We start from the raw sequence: 18522 nt of genomic DNA on the forward strand, positions 1-18522 counted from the left end.
CGTACCGTGCGTGTAAACGGTAAGGCGGCTAGTGAAGTACAAAAGCAATTGCTTTTGTACTTTTTTTGTCCACGAATCCTTTTAAAGACCCGAGCACTGTGCTACACTAGTTTATGGTTTATATTTAGGTTTCCCGAAAGGATTTGTAGCTTGACTACAAAGGTGCCTTGTAACCGATTATTTTAAGGGGGAATATTTTTCTTATGCGAGAAAAACATTTATTTACTTCAGAATCAGTTTCTGAAGGCCATCCAGATAAAATTGCTGATCAAATTAGTGATGCTATCTTAGATGCGATGTTAGAACAAGATCCAAAAGCACGTGTTGCGGTTGAAACAACAGTCACAACTGGTTTAGTATTAGTAGTTGGTGAAGTTTCAACTAGTGCATATGTTGATATCCAGAAGACCGTTCGAGATACAATCAAACGTATTGGCTACGATCATTCTAAGTATGGTTTTGATGGCGATAATTGTGCGGTTATGGTGGCGCTAGATGAACAATCACCTGATATTGCACAAGGGGTCGATGATTCATTAGAAGCACGTGAAGATGATCAGGATCCATTGGACAAGATTGGTGCCGGTGATCAGGGCATGATGTTTGGTTTTGCAATTGACGAAACACCTGAGTTAATGCCATTACCAATCTCACTGAGCCATCGTTTGATGCGTAAAGTTGCACAATTGCGTAAGAATGGGACAATCAAATATTTGCGGCCAGATGCTAAGGCACAAGTTACCGTTGAATATGATGATAATGGTAAGCCTAGTCGGGTTGATACTGTTGTTATCAGTACTCAGCATGACCCAGACGCAACTTTGGAGCAGATCCGCAAAGATATGATTGAACAAGTTATTAAGGCTGTTGTGCCAGCTGACTTGCTCGATGATCAAACTAAATATTTTATTAATCCTACGGGACGTTTTGTTTTAGGTGGACCTCAAGGCGATGCTGGTTTAACTGGTCGTAAGATCATTGTTGATACTTATGGCGGCTACGCTAAGCATGGCGGTGGTGCGTTCTCTGGTAAAGATGCAACGAAGGTTGATCGTTCAGCTAGTTATGCTGCACGTTATATCGCTAAGAATATCGTTGCTGCCGGTTTTGCAACACGTTGTGAAGTTCAATTAGCATATGCAATCGGTGTGGCTAAGCCTGTATCAATTTCTGTTGATACACAGGGAACAAGCAAAGTGTCAGAAGCAGCATTAGTTGCGGCAATTCGTAAGGTTTTTGATCTACGACCAGCCGGAATTATTAGAATGTTGGATCTACAGCGGCCAATTTATGAACAAACGGCTGCTTATGGACATTTTGGGCGTACAGATATTGATTTACCTTGGGAACGACTTGATAAAGTCGATGCATTACACCAAGAATTAGATTAACGAGTGCAAAGAGGCGACCCTTACCATTTATTTGGTGAGGACCGTCTCTTTTTCTGCAATAGTTCTACAAAAGAGAGGGAGTAAGTATGCGTAAAAATAAGACTAATGTACTGGTCGTGACAATTGCTATTTTTATTGCCACGTTTATGTCAGCAATCGAGGGGACCATTGTTTCAACGGCAATGCCCACCATTGTTGGGGATCTCCATGGCTTGAACATGATGAACTGGATTTTTTCAATTTATTTATTGACTAATGCGATGCTAACGCCGATTTATGGGAAATTAGCTGATCGTGTTGGCCGGAAACCAGTATTTATTACTGGGTTAGCAATTTTTATTATTGGTTCGGCACTGTGTGGCTTTGCGCAAAATATGATGACGTTAATTATCTTCCGTGCGTTACAGGGAATTGGCGCCGGTGCCATTATGCCGGTTTCGTTCACGATTATTGCCGATATTTATCCATTGCAAAAACGCGCTAAGGTGCTTGGCTTCAATAGTTCAGCGTGGGGGATTGCTTCAGTGGTTGCGCCGTTATTAGGCGGCTTCATCGTGGAACGTTTAAGTTGGCACTGGATTTTCTTTTTGAATGTGCCGATCGGGTTAGTGACTATTTGGTTGATTTGGCAATTCTTGGATGAAGAACGCAAAGTCACTAAAGCGCCAATCGATTATTGGGGTAGCGTTTGGTTAATGTTGACCTTATTGACGGTTATGTATGCTTTTCAAGTGATGGAACAAGGTTTCTCCATTCTGATTATCGGCTTATTTGCTTTAGCAGTGCTATGTTTTTGGCTATTTATACGAACCGAAAAGCGCGTGGCTGATCCCATCATTTCGTTAGCGTTATTTAAAAATAGTACTTTTAACGTGCAAAATATAGTTGCTGCTTTAGTTAGTGGTTTCTTGATGGGTTTTGAAGTTTATATGCCGATGTGGATGCAGGGTATCCTGGGCTTACCGGCGTCAATGGGTGGTTTTGTGGTGACGCCTAGTTCGCTGATGTGGGTCGTGGCTTCATTTATTACCGGTGGGTTATTGGCCAAATATAAGCCGCGCTTGATCCTATTTTGGAGCTTATTGTTGCTGACGCTAGGTAGTCTTGTATTAGCCATCTTGCCAGAAACAACGCAATTTTCCTTGTTCTTGGTCGTTGCCGCTTTTCTCGGGCTGGGGTTTGGGGTGACAATCACGACCACCACTGTCGTTTCACAAAACTCAGTTACTCACGATAAAATTGGGGTTGCAACGTCATTTAATACGCTGTGTCGGACGCTAGGGCAAACGCTGATGGTATCAATTTATGGGATCGTGCTCAATTTACATTTGGCTAGTGGCGTCAAGCAATATCACAGTCGTGGTGTGACTAGCGATATGATGAATCGTTTAGTTAATCCACAAACAGCAGTTGATCTACCGGCTAAATTACTGCCAACTTTGCGGCAAATTTTGTATAGTGGCTTACACGTTATCTATTATGTGTCCGTTGGGCTGATGATTGTTGCGCTATTGGTCAATTTGTTAGCTGGGCGACAGGCGAAAAAAGTGGACTAAAAAACCAGCTGTCAGCGTGGCAACTGGTTTGGTTTAGAGAAGTAATTTTTCTGAGGTAGTAAGCCGCTGCGTATAAATAACCACCAACTTAAGCTGAGGCCGCCTAAACCCCAGGCCCAGCCAGCCAGCACGTCACTGGTATTGTGAACACCAACGTAAATTCGGCTAAGCCCGATCAATAGAATGAAAAGTAGCCACAAGCTCGTTAAAACTTGGCGCTGCTGGTGCTTAGCAACTAAATAATAGGTAATGACGATCAAAGCACCGAAAAAAGCCATACTCCCAGCCGCGTGACCACTGGGAAAGCTAGTACCACCAGCGTGGACCAGGTGCGCCACCGCAGTCGGCCGCGGGCGCATGACTAGTAGCTTGAGCAAATGATTACCGAGACCGCCAATTAGCGCAACGTTAAAGAGGCTAAACAAGGCGAGCTGGCGTTGCTGGAAACTTAACAGTAGGATCAGTAGTACGGCAGTCAGCAACATACTATTACCAGGATTGCCAAAATTGGTGATTGCAATGATGATGTGATCAAGCCATGGTGTGCGCAAACAGGTCAACCAATTGTTGACCTGTTGATCAATTTGGGTTAACCATGGTCGTTGTTGCCAGACTAAATAAGTCAAAAAAGCAAAGACAATGTAAGCGCCGAGACTACGAAATAATAGCCGTCGACGAAATAATTTTGTGGACAATGGGACAACTCCTTTAAAAAATTGGGTTTATTATGGATAGTGTACCATGTTGTCTTGAATTAAAAAATTCTTTTTGGTATGATTTGAGTATTAATAAGAAATGTTGATGAGGAGTAGTAACTACTACACAACTAGCCAGCAAGCGATTGGTTAATGGAAAATCGTAGTGCGTTGTAGTGAACTCACCTTAGAATAACCGATTGAACTCAGTAGGTCGGTTCGTGTGCCGCGTTAAGGTCAAGCGTTGCGTATTTTACGCAAAATGTAGGTGGCACCGCGGTCATTCGTCCTACAGGAATTATTTCCTGTGGGACTTTTTTCTTATCATTTAGGTGAAAGGGAGTTAAGACATGAGTTACAATCACAAGGTCGTTGAACGTAAATGGAATCAATATTGGTTGCAGCATAATACGTTCAAGACAACGGAGGATCCAGACAAGCAGAATTTTTACGCGTTAGATATGTTTCCGTATCCATCTGGTAAAGGCCTACACGTTGGTCATCCAGAAGGTTATACCGCAACGGATATTATTGCGCGCATGAAGCGGATGCAAGGTTTTAACGTCCTACATCCAATGGGGTGGGATGCCTTTGGTTTACCCGCAGAACAATATGCGCTAAATACCGGTCATTCACCAGCTAGCTTCACCCGTAAAAATATTGAAACTTTCCGCAAGCAGATCAATTCGTTGGGCTTTTCTTATGATTGGAATCGTGAAGTAAACACGACTGATCCTAACTTCTATAAGTGGACGCAATGGATCTTCGAACAAATGTACAAAAAAGGGTTAGCTTACGAATCCAAAGTGTTAGTTAACTGGGCGCCTGATTTGTTAGGTGGCACCGTTGTAGCGAATGAAGAAGTTGTTGATGGCAAAACGGAACGCGGTGGTTTCCCCGTTTACCGTGTACCAATGCGGCAATGGATGTTGAAAATTACGGCGTACGCGGAACGCTTATTAAATGATTTGGACTTAGTCGATTGGCCCGAAAGCATTAAAGAAATGCAACGCAATTGGATCGGCCGTTCTGAAGGTGCCAGCGTGACCTTTAGTGTTGCGGGACATGCTGATGCTAAAATTGAAGTCTTCACAACACGGCCAGATACCTTGTTTGGCGCTTCTTACATGGTATTAGCACCAGAACATGAGCTAGTTGCACAATTAACGACTGCTGAGCAAAAAACGGCTATTGCTGCTTATCAGGAAGAAGTTTCCAAGAAGAGTGATTTGGAACGAACTGATTTGGCCAAAGAAAAAACTGGCGCTTTTACAGGTAGTTATGCAATTAACCCAGTCAATGGTGAACAAATTCCGATTTGGATCGCTGATTACGTTTTAGCTTCTTATGGCACTGGTGCCATCATGGCGGTACCAGCTCACGATGATCGTGATTACGAATTTGCCCGTACGTTTGATTTACCAATCAAGCCAGTTATCGAAGGCGGCAACATCGATGAAGCAGCTTTCACTGACGACGGCCCCCATATCAATTCTGACTTTTTAAATGGTTTAGGTAAAAAAGAAGCCATCGCTAAGATGTTAGATTGGTTAGAAGAAAAGGGTATCGGTGAACGCAAAGTTAATTATCGCTTGCGTGATTGGATCTTCTCACGGCAACGTTATTGGGGCGAACCAATCCCAGTTATTCATTGGGCAGATGGCGAAACGACATTAGTCCCTGAAGATGAATTACCGTTAATTTTACCAAAAACAGCTGACGTAAAGCCATCTGGCAGTACGGAAAGCCCCTTAGCTAATGTTGATGATTGGGTCAACGTGGTTGATGAAAATGGCCGTAAAGGTAAGCGCGAAACTAACACGATGCCACAATGGGCCGGCAGTTCTTGGTATTTCTTGCGCTATATTGATCCACATAACAAAGAACAATTAGCTGATCCAGAAAAATTAAAGCGCTGGTTACCAGTCGATCTCTATATCGGTGGTGCTGAACACGCCGTACTGCATTTATTGTACGCCCGTTTCTGGCACAAGTTCTTGTATGATATCGGTGTTGTTCCAACGCCAGAACCATTCCAGAAGTTGTATAACCAAGGGATGATTTTAGGGGACAACCACGAAAAAATGTCTAAATCTAAAGGCAACGTCATTAATCCAGATGATATTGTTGACCAATATGGTGCTGACACATTGCGCTTGTACGAAATGTTTATGGGTCCACTGGATGCTTCGATTGCATGGAGCGATGATGGTTTAAACGGTAGCCGTAAATTCTTGGATCGCGTATGGCGTTTATTGATCGATGATGAAGATGAATTGCGCGACCGCGTAACGACAATTAGTGATGCTGGTTTGACTAAAATCTATAACCAAACCGTTAAAAAGGTAACTGAAGATTTCACGCATTTACATTTTAATACGGCAATTTCACAATTAATGGTCTTCATTAACGAAGCTTATAAAGTCGACATTTTACCAGTACCTTATGTAGAAGGCTTCATTAAAATGTTGAACCCAATTGCACCGCATATTACCGAAGAGTTATGGCAGAAATTAGGTCATGAAGACAGCATCACGTATGCGGCTTGGCCAACTTATGACGAAAGTCAATTGGTTGAGGACACCGTAGAAGTTGTTTTGCAGGTCAATGGTAAGTTGCGTTCGAAAATTGAGATCAGCAAAGACACTAGCAAAGACGACATGGAAAAGTTAGCCTTAGCTGATGCCAAAGTAAAAGAATTCATTGCTGGTAAAACAGTCCGCAAAGTGATTGCTGTACCACACAAATTAGTTAATATTGTTGCTAATTAGTTTATTCGTTTCACGATGTTTGCTTTGAAAAATAAAAAGCAGGTTCTGGTTTTTACGCCGGAACCTGCTTTTTGCGCGTTTACTAGTATCTAATGCGCGCTGAAAATGATAAAATTATATCTAGTCGAGTTTTATTTGACTAAAAAAACGTTGGCAGTGGCGTGACGGATAACATAGCTGGCGGTGGCACCTAGTTCGCCATCTTCAAAGGCATTGTTACCAGTGGCACCGAGAAAAATGAGGTCAGTTGGCAGATTATCATGACTATAGGCAACAATTTGTTCCTTGGGATAACCGTATAATACAGCTTGCTGTGCGTCAACATGCTGTGCTTGTGCGGTTTGCAAGTAAGAGCTGATCAATTCTTCAGCGAGTTGATGTTCTGCGTCGATCAGGCGTAAATATTCAGCCTCAAAGCGTTGCTTGTCGTAGCCACGATCATTGATCACGTATAGAATTGTTAACGTAGCGCCAGTTACTTTGGCGAGATCAACTGCGGCCTGAAAGGCGCGTTCAGCGTTTTTCGAGCCATCGACAGTCACTAAATACGTTGCTTGTTGCATAAAATCGCCACCTTTACTTATTTACTTCATTATAGAAGCTAAGTAGCGACAACGTCAAAGAAAAGGCGCTAACAGTAATTAGCGCCATAGTTTGTGAGGGATATAATTATGGCGAAGCAGCCAGAAAAAACAACAACTGCTACATCAAAAGAAAAAATGCTCCGTGGCTCAGCTTGGATGACGGCGGGCAGTATGTTTTCGCGGATTTTAGGTGCATTATATGTCATTCCCTGGATGATGTGGTTCGGCCGAGAGAGTGGCCAAGCCAATGCGCTATTTGCGATTGGTTATAATATTTACAGTGTTTTTCTAATTATTTCAACTGCTGGGATTCCGGGAGCGGTGGCCAAACAAGTTTCGCATTATAACGCCATGAATGAATATAAAACTGGCCGTAAGCTTTTTCGGAGTGGTATGTACTTAATGGTAATTATGGGGATCGTTTCGGCAGTGGGCCTATACGTCTTAGCGCCGTGGCTTTCTACTGGCGATAAAGACGCTATTCCGGTTATGCGTTCACTGGCAGCACCGTTGCTTGTGATTCCGATGATGAGCCTATTCCGTGGCTTTTTCCAAGGTTATCAAGATATGGCACCGTCTGCGGTTTCGCAGTTCATTGAACAAGTGGCACGAGTGATCTATATGTTGGTGGCCACTTATTTGATCATGCAGGTGTTGCACGGTAACTACGTGACGGCCGTAGCGCATTCGACTTTTGCCGCCTTCATCGGGGCAATTGCTAGTTTGCTAGTGTTAGCGTGGTACTATTTACGTAAGCGCAAAGAGTGGGATGTCTTGGCCGATAATGGCACCGATACATTAGATATTTCCACCCGTGATATGCTAATGGAAATGGTGCGCCAAGCGATTCCGTTTATTATTTTAGATGCTGGGATCACGATTTTCCAATTAGTCGATCAATATACCTTCTTCAATATGATTGGTGACTTTGTAGTCGGTACGCGGGCAACCTTTAATGGGTTGTACGCTTTATTTGCTTTTAATGCCAATAAATTGGTGATGATCATTGTGTCATTGGCAGCGTCAATGGCGGTTACTTCGGTGCCGTTATTGTCGGAGGCCTACACTAAACATGATTTTCGCGATGTCCGCAATCAAGTTGATAATACGATTGAGTTGTTTTTCTTCATTATGATTCCGGCGGCAATTGGGATGGCGGCAGTAGCCAAACCGTTATACACGATTTTTTACGGCTATGATTTTACCGGCACATTAGTATTGGAATTTTCCGCCTATACGTCAATCGTTTTAGGCTTATTCACGGTATTGGCCGCAATGTTACAAGGCCTGTACCAAAATCGGTTGGCTATCGGCTATTTTGTGGTGGGGTTATTGGTAAAAATTGCCATTCAATACCCGATGATTTATTTGTTTAAAGTCTTCGGACCATTGGTGGCGACTGCGATTGCGTTCATGGTCACTTGCTACTTAATGATGAATACGATGAACAATATGTTCCATTTAAAAGTTGCCGAGATCGTTAAATTTTTCTCGGAGACATTGTTTTTTGCGTTGCTCATGTATGCGGTTTGTACTGGTTTACAGCAGGTACTCTATCTATTCTTAAATCCGGCTAGTCGCGTGCAGAGTGTGCTGGTGATTGTCATTGTGGCCAGTGTTGGCGCAGCACTGTACGGTTATTTGGTGTTGAAAAGTCGTTTAGGCGATCAACTACTGGGTAGTCGTATTGCTGGTTTACGCCGGCGCTTACGAATCAAGTAAGGGAGTAAACAATGCGTTTAGATAAATTTTTAGTTCATGCGGGGGTCGGCAGTCGCAAAGAAGTTCAGCGCTTGATCCGTGGCAAACAAGTCCAGATCAATGCTGTCGTGGTTAGTAGTAGTAAAGCAACAGTCGTGCCAGAAATGGATCAGGTGCAGGTGGCGGGCACAATGGTCAGTTACCAGCAATTTTATTATTATATGCTGAATAAGCCGACTGGCGTGCTATCCGCCACTACTGATCCACAGCAACGAACGGTGATTGATTTATTGGCACCAGCGCAGCAGCGGGCCGATTTATTTCCCGTCGGCCGCCTGGATAAGGATACAACTGGCTTGTTGATTTTAACTAATGATGGTCAATTAGCCCATCGCTTACTTAGCCCGCGCCAACAGGTGGACAAGGTGTATCGTGCTTTAGTTGCTGGGGTGGTCACAACTGCAGATCAACAGCGGTTTGCTGCTGGGCTTACAACTAAAGCCGGCAACACTTTTGCACCCGCCAAGTTACAGATTTTAGCGGTGGACAATAGCCAGCAACAAAGTCAAATCGAAGTGACACTGCACGAAGGTAAGTTTCATGAAGTGAAGCGTTTGTTTCAAGCAGTGGGTAAAGAAGTGCTAACGCTGCAGCGGCGGCAAATGGGTCACCTACAGTTAGATCCTACCTTAGCCGCGGGGACCTACCGCGCGTTGAGTGCGACAGAAGTGAATGAATTACAAGCATCAGTTTCCTAACGGAGGCTGATTTTTTTCTTGGCTAAATATTAGCAGTCAATTTAGTTGCTTAAGCAAATAAATTAGAATACACTACGCATGGAGGTTAATAATATGCAATCTGCGGTTAAGCGTTGGACGATGTTGGCAGTTATCGGTTTATTTTTCTTCATGGTGATCGTTGACGGTAGTATCGTGGCCATCGCAATTCCGGATATTGCTCGTGATTTGGCGATCACCACTGGGGCAACAACTTTGATTATTTCTAGTTATTTGATCACTATTTGTGCCAGCTTATTACTGTTTGGCCAGATCGGTGATCAGTTTGGCCGTAGTCGAGTTTTTAAATGGGGCACCTTGATTTTCCTAGTGGGTTCATTTCTAGCAGGTTCCGGTGGCTCACTGAGCATCGTTTTACTGGGTCGCTTCGTGCAAGGAATTGGCGCTAGCATGACGATGGCAAACAGTTACGCGTTAGTGACCGATATTTTTCCACCGGAACAATTAGGGCGGGCGTTTGGTATCGAGGGTATTTTCATCTCGTTAGGTGCTCTAGCAGGGCCAGGACTTGGTGGGCTGATTCTGGTGCAACTACCATGGAATTACATTTTCTGGATAAATTTACCGTTAGGCTTGCTGTGTTTAATTGTGGAAGTGGCTGTTTTTCCTAAAAGTCAGCAACGCAGCAGCAGTAAAATCGATTGGTTAGGAGCGGCTAGCTTAGCTTTGGCTACCAGTGCTTTATATTTGGCCACGATGCAACTCAGGTATTGGTGGGTCATGATCTTGTTAATGGTAATTTTAAGTTATATTTTTTGGCGGGTCGAAAGTAAAATTGCCGTGCCGTTATTAGATTTTAAGATTTTTCGCTATCAATTATTTAGTCAAAGTTTGTTGGTCGCCTTTTTAAGTTTTATTGTGGCGTACTTCTTTACTATTTTGGCACCACTCTATTTACAACTGGTGTTGCAATATTCGTCTGGGGTAACTGGTTTGTTGCTGATGGTAACGCCGATCGTGTCGTTGGTGGCTTCTCCGCTAGCTGGATACATTTCTGATCGCTATGATCAACGGCTGGAAATGACGATCGGGATGGCGATTTTGGTTGTGGCGCAATTAAGCTTAGCCTTTGCGACCGCGCGCTTTGAACCAACGTATTTTATCTTTAATTCAGTTTTGATCGCCGTGGGCACTGCTCTTTTTGGCACACCAAATAACGTGATCGTTATGCAAGCAGTACCCAATAAAATGCGCGGTCTCGCCGGCGCCACCAATTCGTTGGTGCGTGAGTTTGGCCTAGTTTTAGGAACAACCTTATCCACGCTGATTTTCTACCGCTTATTATCACTTTTTAGTCAACGGCAAGTCGATACGGCATTGGGGATTGCGCGGCCAGTTTTGCTCAAAGCTCAACGTGGGACTTATCTAGTCGCGCTGTTGTTATTATCAGTTGCGCTGTTTATTTTAATTTGGCACCGGAAAAAGGAGTTGACCAGCGATGGCGATCGATGAGCTGGATGGTTACATTCGCCGTTTTAATATTGTGGCACAAAAAAGTCGCCAGTATTTGAATCAGCAATTAAAAGATCTCAATTTAACCGCCAGCACCTATTTTTTTATTTTGAAAGTTGGTGAGCACGGGACATTGTCGCAGGAAGAATTATTTGATGTGCTTTACTTGAATCCAAGCAATGTGACCCGGCGGCTTAAGCGCTTAATTGACCTAGGTTATATCGTTAAAGCAAAATCACCAGCTGATGGCCGCAGCCGTGTCATCAAACTAACGGCTTTAGGTCAGCGGCAGTATGACCAATTGGTGCAGCGGTTACCGCAAATTAATCAAGCGTTGGTCCAATCATTTGACCATCAACAAGCCGCTATGTTGCAGGAATTTTTAGGTAGCGTTGATCGTGATTTGAATCAGTTACTGTCAATCAAGGAGGACGAGCCAAATGACTAATCATGTATTGATCAAGCAACGGGCAATTCAGCCGTTGATCATACCCAGTGATTTTAAATTAGTGACTGCGGAAACCCACCGGCGTAATCGAGAAGAAGTTCGGGTCGAGCGCTATCAGACAACGCCTGAGTTCAGCCCCAATAATGCTCACATCACGCTAGTTTATGGGGCTGATGAGCGATTGATCAGTTACAATCGTTTCTTTGTCGCCTTTGATCAGCTGACGTTACCAATCAAAGGTGATGTCATTCAGATAGCTGAACAAGTTTGGCAAATGGTTGATGCTGATTATGCGCGCGGGTTGCATTATATGCGTACTGATAGGCAACAGCGCTATTTTATCGATGATCAAGGGGTGCGCCAAGCGTTTACCGTGCAATGGGTCAAGTTTGCGCATGATAATGGCTCGTATAATTGGGCGTCGATTGGACCTGATGGACAGGTGATCGAGTTGGAACGGGAATCACGTTGGGATTATTTCCGTTCTAGAAGAGCAACGGAAGAGTGGAATTATGATGATTGGGTACTGGCGCGCAACAATCAAGGACCACAATTAGCGGCACCAGAAGCGTTGGCTTAGCAGAGGGGTGAGCAATATGACTGATCGTGAATATGAACAGTTGATCGACCAATTAGGAAATTTGCGCGAGCATGCGCGGCAACTAGCGGAAAATGATTATGTGACGGCGCTGTATAAGGGCTATAGCGCCTCGGGGCAAACCTTGGCTGAGATCAATGAAGAAATCAGTGCCACTGAGACCGCGATTCAACAGTTAGAGCGGCAAATAGAAAATGATGAAGTTAGCTACGATTAGCGCTTAAGAATCAGGCGTTAGCGGAATAAAAAGATGAGCGTGCGGCATAAGTGAAATTATGCTACACGCTCATTTATTTTGTTAGTCACGGTTGTCTTTAAGCTGGATCACTACGCGAAATTGGCGCTCAGGATGTGTTTCCTTGCTCATGGATTGAATTCGTGCTTCGAGAAATTGGCCGTAGCCGAAATATAACAGCTTGCTGATGAATTCATTTTTAACTGCGGGAATGTAACCTAACTTGTGTTTGTGATAGTAAATGGCCACTGCTTCGGCGTCAGTGGGGTTATCGGGTTCAGCCACTAGTGTCACTGGCTTGCCGAGGTTTAATTCGTCGATCACGTCTAAGCCGTCGTAATACGCGAAGCCAGCAATGTGGCAATCTAGTAAGTGGCGACTTGGTTCATATTTAGGTTGAAACGGTTCATTTTTAGCCATTAGCGCAACCTCTTTTTATTAGATTATAGCATAAGTTTAAAAGGGCCACGTTAATTATTAGCTAAGGTTATTTTCAATTGGGGGGATAAGTTGTAACATGAAGGATAGTTAATCTTGGAGGAAGAAGCGAATCTTTTGTCAAAACGGAATATTTTTATTGTCACTTGTGCGTTGTTGCTCTCTAACGCGATGAGTGGGCTGGATAGTACCATCATCAATACGGCGCTGCCAGCGATTATTTCTGATCTGCACGGCTTGGAAATGATGGGCTGGATCGTGGCGGTATTCTTGCTGGGGACGGCGGTTAGTACGCCGTTGTGGAGTAAGCTTGGTGAGCATGTTGGTAACAAACGTAGCTACCAGCTAGCGGCCGGCTTTTTTATTGTTGGCTCGTTACTGCAAGGTTTGGCGCCTAATATTTGGTTTTTGATCATTGCCCGGACGATTGCGGGTATTGGCAATGGGGGCGTGGTTTCGTTGCCCTATATTATTTATGCGCGGATGTACACGAACCCCCGCAAACGGATGCAGGTGCTAGGCTTTGTTTCGGCGAGTTACAGTACGGCCACAATTATTGGCCCACTAGTCGGCGGGTTTATCGTCGATGCCTTTACTTGGCATTGGGTCTTCTACTTAAATGTGCCCATTGGCTTATTGTCAGCGATATTGGTACAAATTTATTATCAAATGGAAAAGCAACCGCATGAAAGTAAGCCGGTGGACTATCGCGGCTCAGTGTTGATGACGTTGGGGCTGACGAGCTTGTTAGCGGCGATTGAAATGATTGGTAGCGCCAATACGGTCTTGGTCGTGGGCGTCTTTGTTGTAGCAGCTATCTGTTTGCTCAGCATGATCCACTTTGAAAAAGGCGTGGCTGATCCAATTATTCCGAGTCGGTTATTCAAAAATCGGGCATTAGTCATTGATTTCACACTGTTTACAATTATCTGGGGTGCCTTTATTAGCTTTTTGATCTACAGTCCCATGTGGGCGCAAGGATTGTTGGGGACCACTGCTTTAATTGGGGGTGCAACGCAAATTCCAAGCTCGTTTACTAATTTTATTGGGTCTGGTTCAGTAGCGCCACTACGCAAATATTTTACGCCGCAAAAGGTGCTAGGCATGAGCATTGTGATGTTGACCATCGCCTTTATTCTATTAATGGGTGGCGTTAAAACACCGTATTGGGTTTTGTTGGTGGCCGGTGCGTTTGAAGGCTTGGGTAATGGCGCTTGCTTCAATGAATTACAAGTTAAGGTCCAGCAAGATGCTGAACAACAAGATATTCCGGTGGCAACTTCGTTTAGTTTTTTGATTCGGATGTTAAGTCAAACGTTTACCGCGGCCGTATTTGGCTTGGTCATGAACCATGCTTTGCGCCAAGGGGTACAGCACTCTGGTGGCACAATCACCATGAAAATGATGAACAAGCTCAGTGACGCTACGAATATTAGCTCATTGCCGAGCCGCTTGATTCCGCAAATGCGCTTGATTTTACATGCTGGTTTGCATAATATTATGGTACTGGCGTTGCTTTTGATGTTAATTGCCCTAGGAATCAATCTGTGGGCACAACGTTTGGAGAAACATCAATTAAAAGCGGCAAAAATTGATTAATTGATATAACTAACCACTACTAAAGTGGCTAGAAATTAGAAAGAAGGTGGCTGTTATGGCAATCTGGTTAATGACAATTATTTTATTAGTGAGTGGGGTTGTGGCTGGTTTATTGTCATCAGTGGCTGGTTTGGCATCGTTGGTGTCTTACCCAGTCCTCCTAATGCTAGGCGTGCCACCAATCAGCGCCAATACAACCAATACGGCAGCGCTGATTTTTACTGGTATCGGTTCTAGTGCCTCATCATTGAAAGAGCTACGCAGCAGCAAAAAAACGTTATGGCGGGTAGCAGTTTATGTGCTACTTGGTAGTATTGTCGGTAGTTTTTTACTAGTGATCGCACCGGCGACGACCTTTACCCGCGTGGTGCCATTTCTAGTCTTTGGTGCCGGTATTTTAATGTTATGGTCGCAATTTCATCACCCAGCCGTGACACGTTCAGCAACAGTTCAAACTAAGCGTAGCACGAGCATTCTGAAAAACTTGACCGTGTTTTTAGTGGGCATCTATATTGGTTATTTTGGTGCGTCAGCGGGGATGATTTTGCTGTCGATTTTGATCGTTACGTTAAATGAATCCTTTGCGGTTACAAATGCAATTAAGAACTTCACCTGTTTTCTCGCGAACACATTGTCACTTGTGATCTACGCGTTTACGACGAAAATTTATTGGTGGATGGTAGTACCACTGGGAATCGGCATGTTCATCGGCGGGTATCTTGGACCAATGGTAATTCGCCACGTACCAGCACGGCCGCTACGGGTGGTCATTGCTTTTGCCGCGTTTATTCTGGCGGCGTATTTATTTTATACCGCGTACTTTTAAACCTACGTTATGTTCCTTATTGTTCAAAATGAATCGGCAGCTAAACCGCTATTTTAGTCGACAGCTATACGCCTACTTAAGTGGACAAGCAAATAATTAAAGCTTGTGTGCTTAGGGAGCAGTACGTAATTGCCACACTATCCACCAATTTTATACAAAGCGGTGGTGATGGCTGTATGTGCTATTTAGCCACTGTGATAGGTGATCAAAATGGTTTACGCCGTGGCGATATTTATTTTCTCAAGGGCGGCAATCAATTTTGCCCAAGCCTACGAGATAATAAAAAAAGCTAACCGCAAAAGGGGTTAGCTAGCCATTTAATCACGTGCTATATTCACGCTGAGCGTCTGCTACCGTAAATAGCAGGCGCTTTTAATATACTTATATTACCAAAAACAGCATAAAATACAAACAAATACTGTTATCGGTTTGGGATGTAATCGACTTTGAAGCTAAGACTTTAACCGTGCGTCAAACGCTCACTAGCAGCAAACAGCGACGGCTTTATCTAGAAGAACCAAAGACTGTGAACTCACGGCGCGTTATTCCGTTGAATGATGCCACAATAGCGGTATTGAAGCAGTGGCGGCAACGCAACGGACTGAGATGTTACAGGTTAGGGTATCAACGTTTTCAGCTAAGCAGTTAGTATTTAGCAATATCGACAATGAGTTTATCCAGTTAGCGCATCCCAGATTATGGATGCAACGAATTTGCAAGCGGGTAGGGTTACCGATATTAAGCCCGCATGCTTTGCGCCACACGTTCGCTACATTGCTATTCAGCAAGGATGTTAACATCAAGTTTGTATCTATATTATTAGGTCACAGTAGTGCGGCTTTCACTATTGACGTCTATGCGGACGTGTACTAAGCAGATAAAACTGAGGCAGTTAACTTGATGGAAAGGGCGTTAAATTGAAAAAGTTGTCTGTATTGACTATTGACTGAATTAAGGTAGTCAATCTAATGGCTAAGGTGTTAAATTAAAAAGTTGTCTGTTTTATTTTTTTAGTATTATCCGGACGCCTACAGTGGCGGGGCTTAGTTGCTCAAAAAGTTGTCTGTAAAGTTGACTGTTTTAATAAAGTAACGAGTTGTCGGGGCGCGCGTGAAGCATACTGGAAACAGTGTGCTATTTTTGTGCTTGCCGGTAGCGTTTGAGATGTTATATCTATTTTATTTGATTATTGGTAAAATAGTTGTTGGCGATAATTCCCAATTAGGGACTCGCTAGGGGTGAACAAGCATCCTTATTCCATTTAGTATGGTTGCAGTGGATATTATTAAAGCTGTGATCGTGAGTGTTGTTAGTACCACAGTGTTGGCTTTTGGCCGTTATTGCTACGTGCATTATGTACTTAGCTCACCGATTGGAAGACACTCAAAGCGTCAAAATGGCAAGCACCAAGACCGTTAGTTTCAGAAGTCAGTGGCTTGATAACCCGCTGGCTTTTTTGGTACACAAAAACCGCCATCGATAGGGATAGCGGCGCCGGCTACGTTTACTGGCTGATAAGACCAGAAGGGGTAACATCCTTATTCCATTTAGTAACCACATTATAGCATGGTTTCATGTAAAGATAAATAAAAACCGTCATCTGGTGGGATGCCTAGTATTGCCATAAGTGGCAATGCCTTTGATACTTAAATCATGGTCAATTTAGGGAGTAGCTACCTTAATGCAGCCTAGTGAGCAGTACGTAACTGCCACACTATCCCCACCAATTCTATACAAAGCGGTGTGACGGCTGTATGTGCTATTTAGGCACTGTGATAGGTGTTCAAAACGATTTACGCCGTGGCGATATTTATTCTCTCAAGGCAGGCAATCAATTTTGCCAAAGCCTACGAGATAAAAAAAAGCTAACCGCAAAAGGGGGTAGCTAGCCATTTAATCACGTGCTATCCTAAAACGTTGCTAGAAAAGTTGCTAGAGATTACTCAAATTTAATCAAATTCAGTGCAACTATAGGCGTTTCCAAAATGAGGGCACAAAAAAACCAGCGCCCTATAAACGTTGGTCTAACAAGCTTGATTAAATTAAGCGGGTGACGAGAATCGGACTCGCGACCTCAGCTTGGGAAGCTGGAATTTTACCACTAAACTACACCCGCAATTTCAACTATTTTAGTATAGCATATCTAGTTTTAGGTCGCTAGTCCTTTTTGAATTTTTATGCGTTATTAGTTAAGTACGCCACTTGAATGGGGCCACCAATTTTCACAAACTGTGGATAGTGCTGGACAAAATCCGTTAAGCTTATTTGGAGACTAGTGGCTAGGTCTGGTAGCGGCTGGGTGATGTCAAAGGCGTACGCTTGGTGGAACTGTTCGGTTGCAGCTTGGTGACCGATTAGGCTGTAATTGGTTACGGTCAGGCGCTGCGCCTTAAGTTGCCACATATTTTGTTCAGAGATTAAGATGAAGTCGTTGGCCGCCAAATTGGTATACGTCACTTCCTGTTGTAAAGCCGTCACCAATGCGGGTGGGGTTAAGTGGGCATGGCGCGCGGCAAAATTCAGTAGAAATTCTTTGACCGATAACCAATGGTGATTAAATTTAAGGTTATATTGACCAGCGGTGGCAATCAGACAATTATTCACTTGGAAAATTTTTTGGGTGTGATCGCTGGTCACCATTAATTGGTGCTTGCGCGACATGGTTAGACGCGAATCAGTGGCAATTACGCTGCCACGACTGGTTTTGATGCCAACAGCAATAGTCATATTCGATTCCTTTCACATGCATATTTCTGTCGTTAACTATTGCTTCTAACGTATACTAAAGTTATCAAAAACGAAAGAGGTGCCTTATATGTATCAACACATTTTAGTACCGCTAGACGGTAGTCGTAACGCTGAAGTCGCTTTACAAGAAGCACTTGAACTTGCACAAAAATACGGTTCTGAGCTATTTGTAGCGTCGATTGTAGACGAACAACACTTTGTTGCTTATGGTTACGGAATGACGGTGCCAATGGATTTCTACTCTGACATGAAAGACCGTTCGCAGCAAATTTTAGCCGAAGCAGAAAAGCGGGCGAGTGCATTGGGTATCAAAACAACCACAATTTTAGCCAATGGTAATCCGAAAAAAGCAATCGCTGAAGAATTGCCAGAAAAATATGACATTGATTTAATCGTCATGGGTAAAAGTGGGGTTGATGCCCTATCGCGAATCATGTTAGGCTCAACGACTAGTTATGTTGTCCACCATAGCACAACCAAAGTGCTAGTGGTCAATGATGAAGATGACGACACCGAAGACGACGTTACTGAAGAAGAATAATTAATTAGCGCTGCGGCCAAACGGACTGTGGCGCTTTTTCTAGGCTCTTTGTCAAATCCTGTTGATAGCTAATTTTGGACAGAACTAGAAGTTAAGCAACTTCTAGTTCTGTTTTTTTATTTGGTTTGGTTCGCATCTGTTG

General features: G+C 43.6%; 17 protein-coding genes, 1 tRNA gene, 1 riboswitch and 1 other annotated feature. Of the genes, 13 read left to right on the forward strand and 5 right to left on the reverse strand.

Going from position 1 to position 18522, the window contains the following annotated elements; translation table 11 throughout:
- The first annotated feature begins 112 nt into the window (after positions 1 to 112).
- A riboswitch (SMK box riboswitch) is annotated at positions 113 to 206 on the forward strand.
- Both metK and EKM80_RS12700 read left to right on the forward strand, forming a co-directional pair.
- Positions 204 to 1391, forward strand: a complete 1188-nt coding sequence (gene metK / locus EKM80_RS12695; protein ID WP_125553781.1) for a methionine adenosyltransferase — start codon at positions 204 to 206, stop codon at positions 1389 to 1391. (Overlaps the previous riboswitch by 3 nt.)
- A gap of 86 nt (positions 1392 to 1477) precedes the next feature.
- Complete coding sequence (locus EKM80_RS12700; RefSeq protein ID WP_125553784.1) at positions 1478 to 2947, forward strand: MDR family MFS transporter; 1470 nt, start codon at positions 1478 to 1480, stop codon at positions 2945 to 2947.
- An 11-nt stretch (positions 2948 to 2958) separates the two neighbouring features.
- Here the strand turns inward: EKM80_RS12700 and EKM80_RS12705 are convergent, their stop codons facing one another.
- Positions 2959 to 3642, reverse strand: a complete 684-nt coding sequence (locus EKM80_RS12705) for a phosphatase PAP2 family protein (protein ID WP_125553786.1) — start codon at positions 3640 to 3642, stop codon at positions 2959 to 2961.
- A gap of 94 nt (positions 3643 to 3736) precedes the next feature.
- Positions 3737 to 3937 (forward strand) — a binding site (T-box leader).
- Between the two features lie 55 nt (positions 3938 to 3992).
- Between EKM80_RS12705 and leuS the strand changes: the two genes are divergently transcribed.
- Entirely contained in the window at positions 3993 to 6413 is a 2421-nt protein-coding gene (gene leuS / locus EKM80_RS12710) for a leucine--tRNA ligase (RefSeq protein ID WP_125553788.1), read from the forward strand.
- 131 nt (positions 6414 to 6544) lie between these two features.
- Here the strand turns inward: leuS and EKM80_RS12715 are convergent, their stop codons facing one another.
- The gene (locus EKM80_RS12715) at positions 6545 to 6976 is read right to left on the reverse strand and encodes a universal stress protein (protein WP_125553790.1); all 432 of its coding nucleotides are present in this window, start codon (positions 6974 to 6976) and stop codon (positions 6545 to 6547) included.
- A gap of 108 nt (positions 6977 to 7084) precedes the next feature.
- Between EKM80_RS12715 and EKM80_RS12720 the strand changes: the two genes are divergently transcribed.
- From EKM80_RS12720 to EKM80_RS12745, 6 genes are all read left to right on the forward strand, one after another.
- Entirely contained in the window at positions 7085 to 8719 is a 1635-nt protein-coding gene (locus EKM80_RS12720) for a putative polysaccharide biosynthesis protein (RefSeq protein ID WP_125553792.1), read from the forward strand.
- A gap of 11 nt (positions 8720 to 8730) precedes the next feature.
- Positions 8731 to 9456, forward strand: a complete 726-nt coding sequence (locus EKM80_RS12725; protein WP_125553794.1) for a pseudouridine synthase — start codon at positions 8731 to 8733, stop codon at positions 9454 to 9456.
- 93 nt (positions 9457 to 9549) lie between these two features.
- A complete protein-coding gene (locus tag EKM80_RS12730; protein WP_125553796.1) occupies positions 9550 to 10947 on the forward strand; it encodes an MFS transporter in 1398 nt (465 codons plus the stop codon).
- Positions 10934 to 11395, forward strand: a complete 462-nt coding sequence (locus tag EKM80_RS12735) for a MarR family winged helix-turn-helix transcriptional regulator (RefSeq protein WP_125553798.1) — start codon at positions 10934 to 10936, stop codon at positions 11393 to 11395. Before EKM80_RS12730 ends, EKM80_RS12735 begins: the two co-directional genes overlap by 14 nt.
- On the forward strand, positions 11388 to 11975 hold the full coding sequence (locus EKM80_RS12740) for a hypothetical protein (RefSeq protein WP_125553800.1): 588 nt from the start codon (positions 11388 to 11390) through the stop codon (positions 11973 to 11975). The genes EKM80_RS12735 and EKM80_RS12740 overlap by 8 nt, the downstream gene beginning before the upstream one ends.
- 16 nt (positions 11976 to 11991) lie before the next feature.
- A complete protein-coding gene (locus tag EKM80_RS12745) occupies positions 11992 to 12210 on the forward strand; it encodes a hypothetical protein (protein WP_125553802.1) in 219 nt (72 codons plus the stop codon).
- A gap of 81 nt (positions 12211 to 12291) precedes the next feature.
- Here EKM80_RS12745 and EKM80_RS12750 read toward each other — a convergent pair whose 3' ends face one another.
- Complete coding sequence (locus EKM80_RS12750) at positions 12292 to 12648, reverse strand: HIRAN domain-containing protein (RefSeq protein WP_125553804.1); 357 nt, start codon at positions 12646 to 12648, stop codon at positions 12292 to 12294.
- A gap of 135 nt (positions 12649 to 12783) precedes the next feature.
- Here EKM80_RS12750 and EKM80_RS12755 point away from each other — a divergent pair, with 135 nt between their 5' ends.
- The 3 genes from EKM80_RS12755 to EKM80_RS15195 all read left to right on the forward strand — a co-directional run bounded on the left by EKM80_RS12755 (position 12784) and on the right by EKM80_RS15195 (position 15964).
- Positions 12784 to 14265 (forward strand): MFS transporter, encoded by a 1482-nt coding sequence (locus tag EKM80_RS12755; protein WP_125553806.1) that lies wholly within the window; start codon positions 12784 to 12786, stop codon positions 14263 to 14265.
- A 55-nt stretch (positions 14266 to 14320) separates the two neighbouring features.
- Positions 14321 to 15091, forward strand: a complete 771-nt coding sequence (locus EKM80_RS12760) for a sulfite exporter TauE/SafE family protein (protein ID WP_125553808.1) — start codon at positions 14321 to 14323, stop codon at positions 15089 to 15091.
- 606 nt (positions 15092 to 15697) lie between these two features.
- A complete protein-coding gene (locus EKM80_RS15195) occupies positions 15698 to 15964 on the forward strand; it encodes a tyrosine-type recombinase/integrase (protein WP_225418884.1) in 267 nt (88 codons plus the stop codon).
- 1172 nt (positions 15965 to 17136) lie between these two features.
- On the opposite strand, the gene EKM80_RS12770 is transcribed toward EKM80_RS15195, so the two are convergent.
- Both EKM80_RS12770 and EKM80_RS12775 read right to left on the reverse strand, forming a co-directional pair.
- Positions 17137 to 17207, reverse strand: a tRNA-Gly gene (locus tag EKM80_RS12770).
- Positions 17208 to 17266: 59 nt separating this feature from the next.
- A complete protein-coding gene (locus EKM80_RS12775; RefSeq protein ID WP_125553812.1) occupies positions 17267 to 17818 on the reverse strand; it encodes an Ntn hydrolase family protein in 552 nt (183 codons plus the stop codon).
- Between the two features lie 88 nt (positions 17819 to 17906).
- Here EKM80_RS12775 and EKM80_RS12780 point away from each other — a divergent pair, with 88 nt between their 5' ends.
- The gene (locus EKM80_RS12780; protein ID WP_125553814.1) at positions 17907 to 18380 is read left to right on the forward strand and encodes a universal stress protein; all 474 of its coding nucleotides are present in this window, start codon (positions 17907 to 17909) and stop codon (positions 18378 to 18380) included.
- The last annotated feature ends 142 nt before the right edge of the window (positions 18381 to 18522 follow it).

Source organism: Loigolactobacillus jiayinensis, from assembly GCF_003946445.1.
Classification (GTDB): domain Bacteria; phylum Bacillota; class Bacilli; order Lactobacillales; family Lactobacillaceae; genus Loigolactobacillus; species Loigolactobacillus jiayinensis.

Coding starts and splice junctions, on each gene's coding strand:
- metK (WP_125553781.1), top strand. CDS start 204: ATGCGAGAAAAACATTTATTTACTTCAGAATCAGTTTCTGAAGGCCAT.
- EKM80_RS12700 (WP_125553784.1), top strand. CDS start 1,478: ATGCGTAAAAATAAGACTAATGTACTGGTCGTGACAATTGCTATTTTT.
- leuS (WP_125553788.1), top strand. CDS start 3,993: ATGAGTTACAATCACAAGGTCGTTGAACGTAAATGGAATCAATATTGG.
- EKM80_RS12715 (WP_125553790.1), bottom strand. CDS start 6,976: ATGCAACAAGCAACGTATTTAGTGACTGTCGATGGCTCGAAAAACGCT.
- EKM80_RS12720 (WP_125553792.1), top strand. CDS start 7,085: ATGGCGAAGCAGCCAGAAAAAACAACAACTGCTACATCAAAAGAAAAA.
- EKM80_RS12725 (WP_125553794.1), top strand. CDS start 8,731: ATGCGTTTAGATAAATTTTTAGTTCATGCGGGGGTCGGCAGTCGCAAA.
- EKM80_RS12730 (WP_125553796.1), top strand. CDS start 9,550: ATGCAATCTGCGGTTAAGCGTTGGACGATGTTGGCAGTTATCGGTTTA.
- EKM80_RS12735 (WP_125553798.1), top strand. CDS start 10,934: ATGGCGATCGATGAGCTGGATGGTTACATTCGCCGTTTTAATATTGTG.
- EKM80_RS12740 (WP_125553800.1), top strand. CDS start 11,388: ATGACTAATCATGTATTGATCAAGCAACGGGCAATTCAGCCGTTGATC.
- EKM80_RS12745 (WP_125553802.1), top strand. CDS start 11,992: ATGACTGATCGTGAATATGAACAGTTGATCGACCAATTAGGAAATTTG.
- EKM80_RS12750 (WP_125553804.1), bottom strand. CDS start 12,648: ATGGCTAAAAATGAACCGTTTCAACCTAAATATGAACCAAGTCGCCAC.
- EKM80_RS12760 (WP_125553808.1), top strand. CDS start 14,321: ATGGCAATCTGGTTAATGACAATTATTTTATTAGTGAGTGGGGTTGTG.
- EKM80_RS15195 (WP_225418884.1), top strand. CDS start 15,698: ATGTTACAGGTTAGGGTATCAACGTTTTCAGCTAAGCAGTTAGTATTT.
- EKM80_RS12775 (WP_125553812.1), bottom strand. CDS start 17,818: ATGACTATTGCTGTTGGCATCAAAACCAGTCGTGGCAGCGTAATTGCC.
- EKM80_RS12780 (WP_125553814.1), top strand. CDS start 17,907: ATGTATCAACACATTTTAGTACCGCTAGACGGTAGTCGTAACGCTGAA.